We start from the raw sequence: 17225 nt of genomic DNA, 5'->3' as shown, positions 1-17225 counted from the left end.
TTATTCACGGCATTACTCATAACGCAGCGCCTCGGCCGGTTTCACCCGCGCAGCGCGGGCCGCCGGATAGAGGGTGGCACTGAAACTCAGCAGCACGGCGCCCAGCAAAATGGTAATGACCTGAGCCGGCTCGACGATCACCGGCAGGCCACTGCCGCCCGCCGCCATATAGAGGTTGAGCCCCACCGCATTGAGCAGAGGGTTGAGACCCAAGGAGAGCGCAAGGCCCGCCAGTCCGCCAAACAGGGCACCAATCACCCCGCTGGAGGCGCCAAGTACCATGAAGATTTTGACGATCCCTGATTCACTCATACCCATGGTGCGCAGGATGGCCACTTCGCCCTCCTTGTCCGTCACCACCATCACCAGCGCGGAGAGGATGTTGAAGGTAGCGACGGCGATGATCAGCACCAGCATCAGCCCCATCATCCGTTTTTCCATGGCGACCGCCTGGAACAGCTCGCCCCGCTCGCGGCGCCAATCCTGCCACAGCAAGCCATCAGGCAACGGCGTCTTGATCACATCGTCAGCGGCAAAGGGATCATCGAGCCAGAGGCGAATGCCACCGACGGTTTCTGTCGGCAGGCGCAGCAGTCGCTGGGCATCCCCAAGCGCGATCAGCGCAATCTGGTTATCCACATCTGCGCCGACCCCGAAGATACCGGAGACGGTAAAGAGGCGCTGGGCCGGTACCCGGCCAAACGGGGTGAAGCGGGTCCCTTCGGTCAGGATCAGACGAACCTGATCGCCGATGGAAACATTGAGGCGACGTGCAACCCCCTGCCCCAGCACGATGCGGTAGTGACCCGCCTGCAGGGTATCGAGGCGCCCCCCCAACATCTGGCTATGGAGGATGTCATCCTTGGGCCACTTTGCAGGGTCGATCCCCTGCACGCTCACCCCGGTCAGCTGGCCGGGGCTTTGCAGCATCCCTTCGCTGTCGAGCATGGGGGCAGAGGCAACCACGTGGGGTAATTTGGCCAGATCCGGCAAGCCTTGCGGGTCTGCATCAATGCGGCCAGCCTGATTGGTCACCACCACATGGGGGATCACCCCGAGGATGCGCCCTTTGAGCTGCCCTTCGAAACCATTCATTACCGAAATGACCACCATCAGGGCGGCAACCCCGATGGCGATGCCAAAGGTAGAGAACAGGGAGATAAATGAGACGAAGCGATTGCTGCGCTTCGAGCCTGCATAACGCAGGCCGATGGCCAGCGAAAGGGGCTGAAAAAGTCCGGTCTTCAAGGATATGTACGTTGCCAACAAAATAAGATACCGGATAATAAAGGGAAACCGTCCATGACAACAAGGGATAGCCTCCATGCAGGAACAGTTCTTCAGCGTCACTCATGCCACGCCGGTCAATGTGATCCCCATGCCGGCCGACTTCCACCTCCCCTCGCTGGAGGAGCTGGACGCTGAGCTGCCGGAGCCCTTTCGGATCTCTTCGGCCATTACCTCCATCGATCTGGTGACCACTCGCCTGCTGCGCAACCAGAACGAGTCGATGCACGATCTGATCGAGATAGTCAATCAGCAGTCCCGCAAGATCGACATGATCATGGGCTATGTGCTCTCCCTGCAGGACCATCCGGAGCAGCGCTTTCACACCCTGCGCTTCGGGGCTGGCCAGCTCACCTACCTGCACCCCTATCATGATCACGGGGATGCACCGCACCTGCACCAGATCGTGCGCCTCAAGATCTTCCTGCGGGAAGAGGCGGCCGCCATCTACTGCTATGGCCAGGTCAAACAACTCGACGGCGGTGAACATGGCACCCATGTGCAGCTCGACTATGTGCGGATCCGCGAAGATGACCGTGAACTGCTGGTTCGTGCCAGCCTCCACGTGCAATCGAAGCAGCTCAAGCTGCGCGCCCAAGAACGTCAGCGCTAACCAGAGCGAACGTCGCGATAGATAACGTCAACGTTAAAAGAATCGAATCATGCCAATGACACTCCCCGCCTTGCCCGCCAAAGCGGGCCAAAAGATCACGCTCGGCCAGCTGGTCGGCAGCAGCCTCTCGCTGATTGCAGCCCGTCTCACCAATGAAGCCAAGGGGCCGGTACTGCTTATCACCGCCGATACCCCGAGCGCCCTGCGCCTGGAGCAGGAGCTGCAGTACTTGCTGACAGACAAGCAACTAGCCGATCAGTCCGCGCCAGTATTGCTGTTCCCCGATTGGGAGACCCTGCCCTACGACACCTTCTCCCCCCATCAAGACATCATCTCCCAGCGGCTCGAGACCCTCTACAAGCTGCCGCAGATGAGCAAGGGGGTGCTGATTGTCCCCATCTCCACCCTGATGTTGCGCTGCGCCCCCCGGGTCTATCTCGACAAATACAGCCTGATGGTGAAGGCCGGTCAGCGCCTCAATCTGCAACAGCTGCGCGGGCGCCTCGCCGAAGCGGGTTACGTGGCGGTGGATCAGGTGCTGGAACATGGCGAATTTGCCGCCCGCGGCTCCCTGCTCGATCTCTTCCCCATGGGAAGTAGCAGCCCCTATCGCATCGACTTCTTCGACGATGAAGTGGACTCCATCCGCCCATTCGATCCCGAGACCCAGCGCTCCAGCGAACCGGTCAAGACGGTCAGCCTGCTGCCCGCTCGGGAATACCCCACCGACGAGGCAGCCATCGAGCTGTTTCGCGGCCAGTTCCGCGAGCAGTTCGAGCTGTCGCGGGCCGAGGGTTCCGTCTATCAGGAGGTGAGCAAGGGGCGCTGGCCCGCCGGCATCGAGTACTATCTGCCGCTCTTCTTCAACCAGACCGCCAGCCTGTTTGACTACCTGCCGGAAGAGACCCTGCTGCTCACCGTAGGGGATATCTACCCCGCCGCCCAGCGTTTCTGGAACGATATCGGCCAGCGCTATGAAGACAGACGCTGGGACAACACTCGCCCACTACTGCCACCGGCCCAGCTCTATCTGCCAGTGGAGCAGCTCTTTGCCTCTCTGGGCCAATATGGCGCGGTGCGGCTGCAAGAGGCTGCCACCGCGGGCGATGCCGGTCAGCACGATCTGCCCATCGAGGCGCTGCCGGATCTGCAACTCGATCACAGCAAGGAGCAACCCCTGCTGGCGCTCAACCAGTTCCTCCAAGGTTTTGCCGGGCGCACCCTGTTTGCGGTGGAGTCCGAAGGACGGCGGGAGGTGCTCGGCGATCTGCTGGCGCGCATCTCCCTGCAACCTAAAGAGTTCCCCTCCCTCGACGCCTTTATGGCGAGCCCGGATCGCCACGGCCTGCTGGTTGCACCGCTTGAGCGTGGCTTCCTGTGGCAGGAGGCAGGTCAGGATCCACTGGCGCTGATCACCGAGACCGAGCTGCTGGGCGGCAAGGTGCGCAGCAAGCGAGCGCGGGAGAAGAGCAAGAACCTGAGCTCCGATGCGGTGATCAGAAACCTGGGCGAGCTGACCCAGGGCCAGCCGGTGGTCCATCTGGATCACGGGGTCGGCCGCTATCTGGGGCTCGAAACCATCGACGCCGGTGGTCTGCCCACCGAGTTTTTGACCCTCGAATATGCCGGCGGCGACAAGCTGTTCGTGCCGGTTACCAGTTTGCACCTTATCAGCCGCTACACCGGTTCTGATAACCCGCCCAGCCACAAGCTCGGCGGTGAAGCCTGGAGCAAGGCGCGGCGCAAGGCGGCGGAGAAGGTGCGCGACGTGGCAGCCGAATTGCTGGATGTCTACGCTCATCGCGCCGCTCGCGCCGGTTTTGCCTTCAAGCACGACAAAGAGGCCTATCGCCAGTTTGCCGCCAGCTTCCCGTTCGAGGAGACCGACGATCAGCTCAACGCCATCAATGCGGTGCTGGGGGACATGTGTCAGGCCAAGAGCATGGACCGACTGGTGTGCGGCGACGTGGGTTTCGGCAAGACCGAAGTGGCGATGCGGGCGGCGTTTGTCGCCGTGCATGGCGGCAAACAGGTCGCCGTGCTGGTACCCACCACCCTGCTGGCGCAACAGCACTACGACAACTTCCGCGACCGCTTCGCCAACTGGCCGGTGCGGGTCGAGGTGCTGAGCCGCTTCCGCTCCGCCAAGGAGCAGAGCGCTGTGATGAAGGAATTGGCCGAAGGCAAGGTGGATATCATCATCGGCACCCACAAGCTGCTCGGCTCCGAACTCACCTTCAAGGATCTGGGACTGCTCATCGTCGATGAGGAGCACAGATTCGGGGTGCGCCAGAAGGAGAAGATCAAGGCGCTGCGGGCCGATGTGGATATCCTCACTCTCACCGCCACCCCTATTCCGCGCACCCTCAACATGGCGATGTCCGGCATGCGGGATCTCTCCATCATCGCCACTCCGCCCGCCAAGCGGCTCGCCATCAAGACCTTCGTGCGCCAGCACGAACCGGCTGTGGTGCGCGAGGCGGTGCTGCGTGAACTCAAACGTGGTGGTCAGGTCTACTACCTGCACAACGATGTCGAGAGCATCGAGAAGTGCGCGGCAGACCTTGCCGAACTGGTGCCGGAGGCCCGCATCGGCATCGCCCACGGCCAGATGCGCGAACGTGACCTTGAGCGGATCATGTCCGACTTCTACCACCAGCGCTTCAACCTGCTGGTCTGCACCACCATCATCGAAACCGGCATCGATGTGCCGAGCGCCAACACCATCATCATGGATCGGGCGGATCATCTTGGTCTGGCCCAGTTGCACCAGCTGCGTGGCCGGGTTGGCCGCTCCCACCATCAGGCCTATGCCTACCTGCTCACCCCCCATCCCAAGCTGATGACCAAGGATGCGGCGAAGCGGCTGGAGGCGATCGCCTCGCTCGAAGATCTCGGCGCCGGTTTTGCGCTGGCGACCCACGATCTGGAGATCCGTGGCGCAGGCGAACTGCTCGGCGACGATCAGAGCGGCCAGATCGAATCAGTCGGCTTCACCCTCTATATGGAGATGCTGGAGCAGGCGGTCGAGGCGCTGAAAAATGGCAAGGAGCCATCGCTGGAGCAGCTGATGAGCCAGCACACCGAGGTGGAGCTGCGCCTGCCTGCGCTGCTGCCGGATGACTACATTCCGGACGTCAATATGCGTCTCTCCATGTACAAGCGGATTGCCAGTGCGGCGGACGAGCAGGAGCTGCGCGAGCTGAAAGTGGAGCTGATCGACCGGTTCGGCCTCTTGCCGGAGGCGACCAAAACCCTGCTGGAGCTGGCTGCCTTCCGTCAGCGTGCCACAGCCCTTGGCATTCGCCGGGTGGAGATGAGCGAGCGCGGTGGCTATCTCGACTTCACCCAGGAGACCAAGGTCAATCCGGCCTATCTGGTCAAGCTGCTCTCCAGCCAGCCACGGGTCTACAAGATGGACGGGCCGACCCGGCTGCGCTTCCAGGTGCCAACCCAGGATCGCGCCATGCGCCTGAAACTGGTGGATGGTTTGCTGGCTGATCTGGCCAACAACAGCCTGTGAATATCTGCAACGCTAGCGGCGAGCCAGAGAGATAACACCAACTAAAACGGGAGCCATATCGGCTCCCGTTTTTTATTCGCTATCAGTCAGCTGCGTACTATCAGCCCTGGTTAGCTGGATCCTCATGGGCGGAAAACTCGCGCATAAAGGCCTCGGCCCGCTCCACCATCTTGGTCGAGCCAACGAAGTAAGGGGTGCGCTGGTGTAGCGCGGTGGGCTGGATATCCATGATGCGGCCAAAGCCGTCGGAGGCCTTGCCACCAGCCTGCTCCACCAGAAACGCCATCGGGTTGCACTCATAGAGCAGCCGCAGCTTGCCATTCGGCGAGTTGGTGCCGGACGGATAGATGTAGATGCCGCCCTTGAGCAGGTTGCGATGGAAATCAGAGACCAGGGAGCCGATATAGCGGGAGGTGTAGGGTCTGTGGGTCGCCTCATCGCGCTCCTGACAATATTTCAGGTACTTCTTCACCCCGTCCGGGAACTTGATGTAGTTGCCCTCGTTGATGGAGTAGATCTTGCCCTCTTCCGGAATGCGGATGTTCTCGTGGGAGAGGCAGAAGCAGCCGATGGAGGGGTCGTAGGTAAAGCCGTTGACGCCAAACCCAGTGGTGTAGACCAGCATGGTGGAGGAGCCGTAGACCACATAACCGGCGGCGACCTGACGGTTGCCCGGTTGCAGGAAGTCCTCCAGGGTCACCGGCGAACCCTGCGGGCTCAAACGGCGGTAGATGGAGAAGATGGTTCCGACCGAGACGTTGACGTCGATATTGGAAGAGCCATCGAGCGGGTCGATCAGCACCACATACTTGGAGTTTTTGGAGAGCGGTGAGTCAAAGGCGACGAAGTCCTCTTCCTCTTCCGAGGCCATGCCGCACACCTCGCCGCGCGCTTCGAGCGCCGCCTTGAAGCGTTCGTTGGCGTACACATCCAGCTTCTGCTGCACCTCGCCCTGTACGTTTTCAGCGCCCATGGAACCGATGATATCCGCCAGTCCCGCCTTGTTGATCTCCCGGTTCACCACCTTGGCAGCAAGGCGGATCGAGCTGAGCAACGAGGTTAGCTCGCCGGTCGCGGTAGGATAATCCGCCTGCTTTTTGACGATGAACTCACCCATGGTGATCATGTTTCGCATTTTTGTTCCTTTAGATCGCATCCGTTGGCATTGAAAACGTTTGCAGGCATCGGCAAAAAAAATGCCGATCACCGGCGGCCTTGATTTGTAACCTAATGTAACGTCTGTTTTTTGTTTTTGCAGCGAATTAAGCGGCCTATTAAATAGACTATTTCGCCTCACGTTATGGTAAAAGGCGCGTTTCATTCGGTTTCAATCGATAACTTTCAGCCCCTTAATTCGTGGCAATAACCTGCTGCAAGCCATGAGCTGACTGGCCTTGGGCCATTAAAAATAGAGTCTGATGGGCCTGCTGCTCCCTTAGCCATTGCCTCTTGAGATCCGATCGCCAATCCAGCACACTGATTTCGCTTTGGAAGCAAATAAAACTCAAGGATTATCAATGAACAAGACTCTCATTGCCGGCATGGTAGCCGGACTGTTTGCCCTTCCCGCCTGGGCTGCCCAGGTGCCTGCCGGTACCAAGCTGCTGCCGGATGCCCAACAAATCTACGTGACCAATATCGGCACCGAACCCACCACCATCGACCCCCAGCTGGTAGAAGAGACCGCCGGTAGTGCCATCGTCAACGATCTGTTTGAAGGGCTCTATGAGCTGGATAATACCGGCAAGATCAAACCAGCAGGCGCCGTCAGCTACGAGGTCGACAAGACAGGTACCGTCTACACCTTCAAGCTGAGGCCCGAGGCCAAGTGGTCAAACGGTGAACCGGTCACCGCCGCCGATTATGTCTACGGCTGGCAACGGGCGGCCGATCCCAAGACGGCCTCCAACTACGCCTGGTTTATCGAGTTGACCGGAGTGGTCAATGCAAGCGAGGTGACACAGGGCAAGAAGAGCCCGTCAGAGCTCGGGATCAAGGCGCTCGATGACCACACCCTGCAAGTCACCCTGAAAAATCCGGTCCCCTTCTTCCTGAAGACGCTGGCCCACTACACCACGTTCCCGGCCCCCAAGGCCACCATTGAAAAATACGGTATGGATTGGGTCAAACCTGGCAATATCGTCTCCAACGGTGCCTTTGTACTCAAGGAGTGGACCCCCAACGAGCGGCTGAGCGCCGAGCGCAATACCCACTACTGGAACAACCAGCACACCGTCCTGAACAAGGTGATCTATCTGGAGATCGTCTCGGAAACCGCCGCCTACAACCGCTATCGCACCGGTGAACTGCACTACACCACTTATCCGCTGGAGCAGTACAAACAGCTCAAGAGCAAGAGTCCGGAAGAACTGGTCAGCGTCCCCACGCTGGCCAGCTATTACTATGTCTTCAATACCCAGCGCAAACCGTTCGATGACCCGAAAGTACGCAAGGCGCTCTCGCTCGCCATCGACCGGGAGACTATCACCGACAAGATCCTGGGGCAGGGACAAATTGCCGCATATAGCTTCACGCCCCCCATTGTGGACGGTTTTGAATTGAAAAAACCGGCCAGCCAGCTGCAGAGCAAAGAGGAGCGGATCAAGCAAGCCAAAGCCCTGTTGGCCGAAGCGGGTTATGGTCCGGACAAGCCACTCACAGTGGACATTCTCTACAACACCAACGAGAGCCACAAAAAGATTGCGCTGGCCGTCTCCTCCATGTGGAAACACAACCTGGGGGTCACTGCCACCCTCAACAACATGGAGTGGAAGACCATGGTCTCGGCACTCAACGAGGGGGATTTTGGCGTTAGCCGCTATGGCTGGAACGGGGATTATAACGACGCCTCCACCTTCCTCGATATCATGACCTCCAGCAGCAGTGCCAACAGCGGCAAGTGGTTCAACAAGGAGTACGACGCCCTGCTGGCCAAGGCCCACGACTCGCTGGATCCCGCTGAACGCAATGCCCTGTATCAACAGGCAGAGGCACTCATTGATGCGGATGCCCCCATCGCCCCTATCTATTTCTCGGTCAAATCCAGGTTGCTCAAACCTTTCGTGAAAGGCTACCCCCACCTTAACCCGCAGGATGTGGTCTACAGCAAGGAGCTCTATCTGGTTGCCCAGTAACCGGCTAGGAAGATGTAACCATAAAAAAGCGCCTGCATTGCTGCAGGCGCTTTTCATTGGCGGCCAAGCAGGCCATTGGGCCCATCTACGCTTTCGCGCAAGATTACTCTTCGGGACAGGGTGCCAGCACCACCCGGCGACGACCCATCACCACCGGACGTACCAGCAACTGTGCCAGCAAAACCCCCAGCAGGGTCAGACCGCCCCCGATCAGGTGATAGCTGGTCAACCGCTCACCCAGCAGGGTGATGGCAAGGCCAGCCGTCATCACCGGTAGCAGGTTCATAAAGATGGCGGTACGGTTGGCACCGAGCAGGGCGATACCCTGCATCCAGAGCCAGGGCGAGAGCGCCGAAGTGGGGATACCGGCATAGAGGATCAGCCACAGGGCCCGCCCATCAGGCCACTGGCCATCCATCAGCAAAAAGAAGGGGGTCAGGATCACCACACTGCAGATCACCTGACCATAGAGCAGCGACCAGTTGTCGAGCCCAAGATCCCACTTCTTGAGCAGCACACTGTAAAGGGCATAAGTACCCGCCGAAATCAGCATATAGACAGAGCCGATATGAATGCCTTGGGTAAACAGCCGGGTAGGATCCCCCTGCCCCAGCAAGATAGACAAGCCAAGGATGGAAAGCAGCGCCCCCAGTACAGCGCCCCAGGTGGGCCGCTCGCGCAGCAGCCAGATGCTGAACAACACGGTCAGCAGCGGCGTCAGTCCCATCATCAACCCCATCTCGGTAGCCCCCAGCGTTTGCGCCGCGTAGTACCCAAAAGTCTGGTTGAGCACCATGCCCAGCAAGGCCAGCATGGCGATCTGCCAAAGGCCAGAGCGTAGACGGGCACGCGCACGCCATACCCGACGGGCCAGAAACGGGCTTAATACCAGCGCAGCCACCACCCAGCGCGACCAGGCCAAGGCTGCCGGGGACAACACACCAACCGCCAGTTTACTGACGATGCCATTGCCAGCCCAGATGGCAATGCAGGAGAAGGGAAACAGAAAGGCAAGGGGCATGAGAAGATCCAGACCGAAGAGACAACAGCGGGCCAGTATAGGGGGCGATGGGAGATAAACAAAGGTGTGGGCCTGAACAGCCACGCGGTGAACGCCAGTCGCCACAAACAAATATGCCCGCAAAAGTGCGGGCATATCAGTGCAGAAACAGGTTCAGAAGCGCATCACGCGGCATCCATGTGCAGTCTGGAGATCAGCTCGTTGACCTCGGTGACTGTCTGGCGATGAGGAATATCCGCCGGATTCGGCATCAGCAACAAACCGGATTGGAAATCAAACCGCCCCCGACCATGGATGTAAATCCGACCTTTAAAGAAGGTTTTGACATGCTTTGCCACCATCAGTGGCAGGTACTTCTTGAACACTCTCATCGTTTGCAACCTCTTGCAGTTGTATCCGTATGACAGCAGCTTCTGCGAATTAATTCCGTAAAGTATTTATAAAAATCCGGAAAACTCGCCCATCTCTTCCCAAAAAATTCAATCTATAACTTTTTATTAACTTTTAGCCTATTGTATGCGGCCCTTCGAGCCAGAGCAAGGCTCCTTTGCCATCAAGCCACTCGATACAGGCGATCCCCGAGGTGGCGAACATGGGTGCTCCTGCGGCCGGGCAGAGGCTTTGCACCAGATAACCCACCAGCGGCAGATGGCTGACCATCAGGATTTGGTCATGTTGTTCAGCCAAAGTGGTGAGGTAGCTGGCCACGAAAGCGGGATCACCGTAAGGGGTAATGTCGCCACTCTCTTCAACGGCTGCTGCGTCAGGTAATTCACTGCATATGGCTTGCCAGGTCTGGCGTGCCCGCAGATAGTTGCTGTGGATCACCCGATCCAGCGGGCCAATCAGCTGAGGCGCCAACCAGCGGGCCATCTGGATAGACTCTTCAATACCCTGCTCGGTCAATGGACGCTGTTCATCTGTTTTCGCATTCATGCCAGCCTGGCCATGACGCATGATATAGATCTTCATTACAACCTCGCCCAACGGGCCTGTTTTGATAGCCGGGGGATCTTACCCCGCCACGGGTGTGGAAACAATTGCGCTACCTCTCAGAAAAGGGTTTGCCTGACGGGATAGCGGGGTCGATAATCATGTTTAAATTCAAATAAATCCAACGTGAGTCACACGCCAATGAGCCCATATGCCAGTCCCAATGACCATCGGCAATACCATTTTCTGGAGCTGGCCAACCGGCTCAGGGTCTTGTTGATTTGTGATCCCGACACCGACAAATCCGCCGCCTCGCTGGCGGTCAATACCGGCCATTTTGACGACCCCGCCGATCGGCAGGGAATGGCCCATTTTCTCGAGCACATGCTGTTTCTCGGCACCTGCACCTACCCCAAGCCTGGTGAGTACCAGCAATTTATGAGCCGTCATGGCGGCAGCAACAACGCCTGGACCGGTACCGAGTTCACCAACTTCTTCTTCGAGATCGACAACGGCTTCTTCGAAGCGGGGCTGGATCGCTTCTCCCAGTTCTTTATCTGCCCCACCTTTGATCCGGAGTGGGTGGACAAGGAGCGCAACGCGGTCGACTCCGAGTATCGCCTCAAGCTGCAGGACGACATGCGCCGCAGCTATCAGGTGCATAAAGAGACGGTCAACCCGGCGCACCCCTTCTCCAAGTTCTCGGTGGGCAACCTCGATACCCTGGCCGATCTGCCGGGGCGGGATCTGCGCTCCGACCTTATCCGTTTTTACGAAAGCCACTACAGCGCGGATCGCATGGCGTTGGTGATGATCTCGCCGGAATCCATCGATACCCAGTTGCAGTGGTGCTGTCGCTACTTTGCTCCCATTTTGAATCGCAATTTGGGAACCCCGACCCTCACCATGCCACTCTACCGGCTCGACGATCTCGGCGTGCGTATCCACATCAATCCGGTCAAGGAGACCCGCAAGCTGTCGCTCTGCTTCCCCCTGCCCAATGTGGACGAGTTTTACGACAAAAAGCCCCTCACCTTCCTGAGCCATCTGATTGGTTATGAGGGGGATGGCAGCCTGCTCTCTCTGCTCAAGGCGAAAGGCTGGGTCAACCAGCTCTCGGCGGGCGGTGGCATTAGCGGCGCCAACTTCAAGGATTTTGGCGTCAACTTCGGCCTCACCCCTCTGGGCCTTGAGCATGTGGATGACATCCTCGCCGCCCTGTTTGGCTATCTGAAACTGATCGGCCGCGAAGGGCTGCAGAGCTGGCGCTATGACGAAAAACGGACCGTACTCGAATCGGCGTTCCGTTTTCAGGAGCGCGGCCGCCCCCTCGATACGGTGTCGGGGCTGGTGCTCAACCTCTTTAGCTACAAACCAGAGGATCTGCTCTACGGCGACTACATGATGCGCGAATATGACGAGGGGCTGATCCGCCGCTTCCTCGCCAAGCTCACCCCGCACAACCTGCGTATCACCATCACTGCGCCGGAAGTGGCGACCGATCGGCTGGCCCGCTGGTATCAGACCCCCTACAGCGTGGCGACCATTACCGAGGCCGAGAAAATTCGCTGGCAGCAGAGCGAGCCGGATCCGGCGCTGGCGCTGCCACTGCCCAACCCCTTTATCAGCAGTCGGCTCGATCCGCGCACGCCAGCGCTTGCCGCCGACCTGCCCGCATGCCTTATCGATCGCCCCGGTTTTCGCCTCTGGCACCTCCATGAGCACCTGTTCAGCGTGCCCAAGGGCAATCTCTATATCTCCATCGACAGCGAACATGCGGTCAAAAATCCGCGCAATATAGCCATGGCGCGCCTCGCCGTGGAGCTGTTGGCCGACCACCTCAACGCCCTCACCTATCCGGCGGAGCTGGCGGGGCTGGGCTATCAGATCTATGCCCATCAGGGGGGCTTTACCATCAACCTGAGCGGCTTTGCCGACAAGCAGCCGCTGTTGCTCGACATGATCCTCGGCAACCGCACCCTGGGGTATCCGGATCCGGGCCGCTTCGCCGAGATCAAAGAGCAGCTCATTCGCAACTGGGACAACCAGTCCAAGGCGCGCCCCATCTCCCAGCTCTTTAACCAGCTCACCAGCCTGTTGCAACCCAACAACCCGCCGTTCGAGCAGTTGCTGCGTCACCTGCGCACCGTCGAGCTGGAGGAGATGCCCGGCTTCGTGGCCCAGCTGTTTGGCGAGGTGCATGTCGAGGCGCTGGTACACGGCGACTGGACTGCCGCCGAGGCGCTTGAGCTGGCCGCCCTGATGGAGCGCCACCTGAGCGACATCAATGGCACCAGCAGCAAGCCGAGCGGCGAGACCCGCCGCCCGCTCATCTCCATTCAGGACAGGGGCACCCTTATTCGCGAGCAGGGTTGCGATCACGAAGACTCGGCGCTCCTGGTCTACTACCAGTCCCGTACCACCCGTGCGCGAGATCTCGCCTGCTTCACTTTGGCGAACCACATCATGTCCTCCACCTTCTTCCACGAGCTCCGCACCCGCCAGCAACTGGGGTATGTGGTGGGCGCCGGCAACCTGCCCCTCAATCGCCACCCGGGCCTGATCTTCTATATCCAGTCGCCGGTGGCGGGGCCACAGATCCTGCTCGATGCGGTGGAGGAGTTTATCGACCTCTTCCCGCTCGCCATGCTCGAATTCACCGAGCAGCAGTGGCAAGAGAGCAAGGCGGGGCTGCAAGCCCAGCTGAGCGAGCGAGATGCCAACCTGCGCAGTCGCGGCCAGCGGCTGTGGGTCAGCATCGGCAACAAGGATCTGGGGTTCGATCAGCGGGAGCGGGTCTGCGATGAGGTGGGCAAGTTGAGCCGCGCCGATCTGGTGCGCTTTGTCACCCAGCTGCGCTCGCGCACCTCCGATCGGCTGATTCTCTGCAGCTATGGTCAGGGGCACGAACATGACGAGCGGATCACCGGCCAGTTTATCGATGATCCACGGGCATTTCGGCTCAATGCCACCACCTTCGAGGCCTGATCAGGCCTCGACATCCCCCGTTTTTCCTTCCCACCGCAAATCACAGACAATAAAAAGCCGACCCATCAGGGTCGGCTGGAAAAACCATAACAATTGCGACCAGAGCCGCCAAAAGTGAACATGAGCGTGAAAATCAGACACTGAGTTGCTGATCAGCAAGCGGGAAAGACCCGATACTCGCTTTGCAATGCCAACAGTGATTGAGAAACAGCCTCATATTAGGCACTCCCCCCGTCAGTCACGTTGATCTACGTCAAAGGAGGTAGCGAAGAGCGCACAGCCCGACGATTTGTCGGCGCAGATCACCCTTTGGCCGCCCGTTAGCTGCCCGTTAACCCCGGCGAACCAGCCGGTAGGCCACCTCATCGAAGTAGGAGAGCTGACCCGACAGCACCCGTGGGTGATCCACCTCGGCGGCGCGCCCCAGCACCTCGATACGAAAATCGCGCTCGAACAGGGCTCGCACCTCCATCTCACCCACCGAGAAGGGGGGCTGACTCTGCTGTTCAGGCTGATATTCGAGGGTCACCAGCAGGATCTGGCCACCAGTCTCGACCAGCGAACTGATCAGGGCTGCATACTGGCGGCGCATCGCGGTCGGCAGGGCGATCAGCGCCGCACGATCATAGACCAGCCGGTAACGGCGGCCCAGACTGGGGGCGGCGAAAAAATCCCCCTGAAAAATGCGCAGGCTGTCCACCTGATGGCACTGATAAGGGCCCACCTCGCTCACGGTCGCGGCGAGCTGGTTTTCACTGAAGAACTGGCTGACGGCAAGGCTCGATAACTCGAAACCGTCGACCGGATGACCCTGAGCGCTCAGCCAGAGCATGTCGCGGGACTTGCCGCACAGAGGAACCAGCACCGGCTCGTCCGCTTGCTGGGCTGACCACCAGGATTGCAGCCAGTGGTTGAAGTCCGCCTGATGAAAGCCAATCCGGTTCTCTTCCCAACGCTGATGCCAAAACGCAGCTTCCATCGTTATTACCCTTCTGTACTAAAGATGCCTCAATATCACAACTTAACCGGCACCGCGCAACCCTCTGCCCTTCCCTTTTTGCCACGCAGCCTCTGCCTGTTATCGGGCGAATGACGGGACGTCACCTTGCCGTGCGCTTCGCTGTCGCAATCGGCGCTACTGGATACGTTTATGACGGGCAGAGGCATACCAACCCATGCAAAAACGTCATGGGTGTATGGCGATGAATGAATAAAAGGAATGACGTTGGCAAGCCAAAACGTGCCTGCCAACGCCAAAAAGATCACGACAGCGTGGCGCGAGCGGCCGCCAGCTGACGCTCGATATAAGCAAAATCGGGACGATCGGCGGGGAGTTCCGAGAGGCAGGCCGCTTTGAGCTGATGCAACCTATCGAGCGGTGAGTCTTGCGTATCGCAATGGGCCAACAGCTCCTCCAGCAGGCAGCCAAAAGCGCGCACTTCCAGTCGTTCAAGGCCCACGGCCCGCTCGCGGTCGCAGCGGTCATATAAGGAAGCGGCGCCAAAATCCCCCAGCAGAGCGCGAGCCGGCGTGTCAGACCCACGGGCAAACAGAATATTGTGACCGTAGAGGTCCCCGTGCATGATGCCCGCGCGGTGCAGATGGCCCGCCACCGAGGCAATGCCGTGGGCCATCGCCAGCGCATCCGGCACACTCAGGCGCAGCCCCTCGGGATATATATCCCGGGTGCAGGAGTCCAGGCTCGGCGGCCCGGCCAGATTGGCAAAGGCCGGATCGATCAGCTCCATTACCAGCGCCGGAATACCGGAGGGGTGATCCACCACCTTGCCTATCACCTTGATAAGGTTGGAATGAGTGCCCGCCGCCAGCGACGCCGCCATCTCGCAGCGGGGCAGTCCATCGCTGGTCACCGCCCCCTTGAACAGCTTGACCGCCACCTGACTGGCATCGGCTCTGCCGCTCGCCTGAGTCACTGCATCAGCACTATTACCCACAAGGGCGGCGCGATGGATAACGCCGGATGCCCCCTGCCCCAACAGTTCGCCCAGCGCCAGCGTCTCCCAGGCAATGGGCGCGACATGGGCATCATCGATGGCCCGCGCCTCCGCCCCTTCGCTAAAGGGGTTGCCGGAGTAGGCAAGCCAGGCAAGGCGCGGCAGCGCCAGCAGCCACTCGGGGAAGCATTCGATGCGGTTGGCGGCGATACGCAACAACTCAAGATTGCGGCAATTGGCAAGGCTGGCGGGCAACTCGCGCAGGCGGTTGCCCGCCAGCATCAGCTTTTGCAGGGCATCGCACTGGCCCAGCTCATCAGGCAACTGTTCCACCGCGTTGTCGGTCAGGATCAGCCAGCGCAAACCGGCGGGCAGCGCCCTGGCCGAGACGGTGGCAATCCGGTTGGCCTTAAAGCCCACCATGGTGAGCGCCGGACAGCGCCCCAGCACCTCCGGCAGCTCGGTAAAGCGGTTCTCGGAGCAGAAGATAATGCGCAGTTTGCCAAACCCGGCCAGCTCGTCAGGGAGCGCGCTTAGCTGGTTGCCGGTGAGATCCAGTACCTCCAGCGTCTCTTTCAGGCTCAAAATCTCGGTGGGGAACGCCGTCAGGTTTTCACAAAGCTTCAGATGGCGGGCACCGCACAGTTCACCTGCGCGCAGCTGTTCCAGAGTATGCATAACCGTTTCTCAATCCTGATGATCTGCCTGATGGCGTTGCCAGCCATCAGCGCGCGCCGAACCCGGGTCCGGCGATTTTAAAGGGGGGCATTATAAAGAATTCGGGGTGCAGTTCGCCCCTTTTGTTGCCGCAAAGGCCTGTATCGACATGTAGCAAAACGACTTGGGAACAAAGAGAGCAAGATTCGGGTCGTCCCGGCAAGGAGTGGTTGCCATAGTGGGGGCCAAACCCAAGTCGGTTGGAACCTATTGGAGTTCCAACCCACAGCCAACCTTGTGCGCCTCTTAATCTGGCGCACAACACACCTGCGAGGGAAATGCCATGTCATTACTGTCCAACAAGGTCGCCATCATCACCGGCGCCAGCTCCGGCATCGGCCGCGCCAGCGCCATTCTGTTTGCCCGCGAAGGGGCCTGCGTCGTCGTCGGCGCCCGCCGCCAGCCCGAACTGGATCTACTGGTGGAGGAGATCCGCCATGAGGGGGGCCAGGCGGTGAGTCTGGCGGGAGATGTGAAAAGCGAGAGTTACGCCCGCGACCTTGTTGATCTCGCGCTCACCCGTTTCGGCGGGCTCGATATCGCCTTCAACAACGCAGGTACCACAGGCATGCCGGGCAGCGTAGAGCAGCTTGAACTGGCGCAGTGGCAGGAAATTCTGGATACCAACCTCACCAGCGCCTTTGTGGGAGCCAAGTACCAGATCCCCGCCATGCAGGCTCGCGGCGGTGGCTCGCTTATTTTTACCTCTACCTTCGTCGGCCATACCCTGGGGCTGCCCGGCATGGCGGCCTATGCGGCGAGCAAGGCAGGCCTCATTGGCCTGACCCGGGTGCTGGCTGCCGAGTATGGGGCACAAGGGATTCGGGTCAATGCCCTGTTGCCGGGGGGCACCGACACTCCCATGGGGCGGGCTTTTGCCAATACGCCAGAGAGCCTCGCCTTTGTGCAGAATATGCATGCCCTCAAACGGCTGGCCCAACCGGAGGAGATCGCCCGCTCGGCCCTCTATCTCGCGTCCGATGCATCCAGCTTTACCACCGGCATTGCCCTGCTGGCCGATGGTGGGGTATCTATTTGTCGCACATGATGTTGT

At 59.7% G+C, this 17225-nt stretch carries 12 protein-coding genes; 5 read left to right on the top strand and 7 right to left on the bottom strand.

Annotated features, from left to right (window positions below; all coding sequences use genetic code 11):
• Window positions 1-12 precede the first annotated feature (12 nt).
• The gene (locus tag I6L34_RS20340; RefSeq protein WP_058059055.1) at window positions 13-1248 is read right to left on the bottom strand and encodes a lipoprotein-releasing ABC transporter permease subunit; all 1236 of its coding nucleotides are present in this window, start codon (window positions 1246-1248) and stop codon (window positions 13-15) included.
• 76 nt (window positions 1249-1324) lie between these two features.
• Between I6L34_RS20340 and I6L34_RS20335 the strand changes: the two genes are divergently transcribed.
• Both I6L34_RS20335 and mfd read left to right on the top strand, forming a co-directional pair.
• The gene (locus I6L34_RS20335; RefSeq protein WP_005351323.1) at window positions 1325-1900 is read left to right on the top strand and encodes a hypothetical protein; all 576 of its coding nucleotides are present in this window, start codon (window positions 1325-1327) and stop codon (window positions 1898-1900) included.
• A 55-nt stretch (window positions 1901-1955) separates the two neighbouring features.
• Complete coding sequence (mfd, locus tag I6L34_RS20330) at window positions 1956-5423, top strand: transcription-repair coupling factor (RefSeq protein ID WP_216956963.1); 3468 nt, start codon at window positions 1956-1958, stop codon at window positions 5421-5423.
• Window positions 5424-5523: 100 nt separating this feature from the next.
• Here the strand turns inward: mfd and fbp are convergent, their stop codons facing one another.
• Entirely contained in the window at window positions 5524-6558 is a 1035-nt protein-coding gene (gene fbp / locus I6L34_RS20325; protein WP_005336993.1) for a class 1 fructose-bisphosphatase, read from the bottom strand.
• 382 nt (window positions 6559-6940) lie between these two features.
• On the opposite strand from fbp, the gene I6L34_RS20320 reads away from it, so the two are divergent.
• A complete protein-coding gene (locus I6L34_RS20320; RefSeq protein WP_216955231.1) occupies window positions 6941-8557 on the top strand; it encodes a peptide ABC transporter substrate-binding protein in 1617 nt (538 codons plus the stop codon).
• A gap of 103 nt (window positions 8558-8660) precedes the next feature.
• Here the strand turns inward: I6L34_RS20320 and I6L34_RS20315 are convergent, their stop codons facing one another.
• The 3 genes from I6L34_RS20315 to sixA all read right to left on the bottom strand — a co-directional run bounded on the left by I6L34_RS20315 (window position 8661) and on the right by sixA (window position 10550).
• On the bottom strand, window positions 8661-9578 hold the full coding sequence (locus I6L34_RS20315) for a DMT family transporter (protein WP_216955230.1): 918 nt from the start codon (window positions 9576-9578) through the stop codon (window positions 8661-8663).
• A gap of 164 nt (window positions 9579-9742) precedes the next feature.
• Window positions 9743-9949, bottom strand: coding sequence for a DUF1107 domain-containing protein (locus I6L34_RS20310; RefSeq protein WP_005336998.1), 207 nt, complete (start codon window positions 9947-9949; stop codon window positions 9743-9745).
• Window positions 9950-10082: 133 nt separating this feature from the next.
• A complete protein-coding gene (gene sixA, locus I6L34_RS20305; protein ID WP_005336999.1) occupies window positions 10083-10550 on the bottom strand; it encodes a phosphohistidine phosphatase SixA in 468 nt (155 codons plus the stop codon).
• A gap of 162 nt (window positions 10551-10712) precedes the next feature.
• Here sixA and I6L34_RS20300 point away from each other — a divergent pair, with 162 nt between their 5' ends.
• Window positions 10713-13499 (top strand): insulinase family protein, encoded by a 2787-nt coding sequence (locus tag I6L34_RS20300; protein ID WP_216955229.1) that lies wholly within the window; start codon window positions 10713-10715, stop codon window positions 13497-13499.
• Window positions 13500-13830: 331 nt separating this feature from the next.
• Here I6L34_RS20300 and I6L34_RS20295 read toward each other — a convergent pair whose 3' ends face one another.
• Window positions 13831-14478, bottom strand: coding sequence for a thiopurine S-methyltransferase (locus I6L34_RS20295; protein ID WP_005337003.1), 648 nt, complete (start codon window positions 14476-14478; stop codon window positions 13831-13833).
• A gap of 283 nt (window positions 14479-14761) precedes the next feature.
• Entirely contained in the window at window positions 14762-16132 is a 1371-nt protein-coding gene (locus I6L34_RS20290) for a leucine-rich repeat-containing protein kinase family protein (RefSeq protein WP_216955228.1), read from the bottom strand.
• Between the two features lie 322 nt (window positions 16133-16454).
• Between I6L34_RS20290 and I6L34_RS20285 the strand changes: the two genes are divergently transcribed.
• On the top strand, window positions 16455-17219 hold the full coding sequence (locus I6L34_RS20285) for an SDR family oxidoreductase (RefSeq protein WP_216955227.1): 765 nt from the start codon (window positions 16455-16457) through the stop codon (window positions 17217-17219).
• Window positions 17220-17225: the final 6 nt, after the last annotated feature.

Source organism: Aeromonas sp. FDAARGOS 1404, assembly GCF_019047085.1.
Classification (GTDB): domain Bacteria; phylum Pseudomonadota; class Gammaproteobacteria; order Enterobacterales; family Aeromonadaceae; genus Aeromonas; species Aeromonas veronii.
The sequence above is the reverse complement of the archived record's forward strand: the minus strand, read 5'-3'. Positions and strand labels throughout refer to the sequence as shown.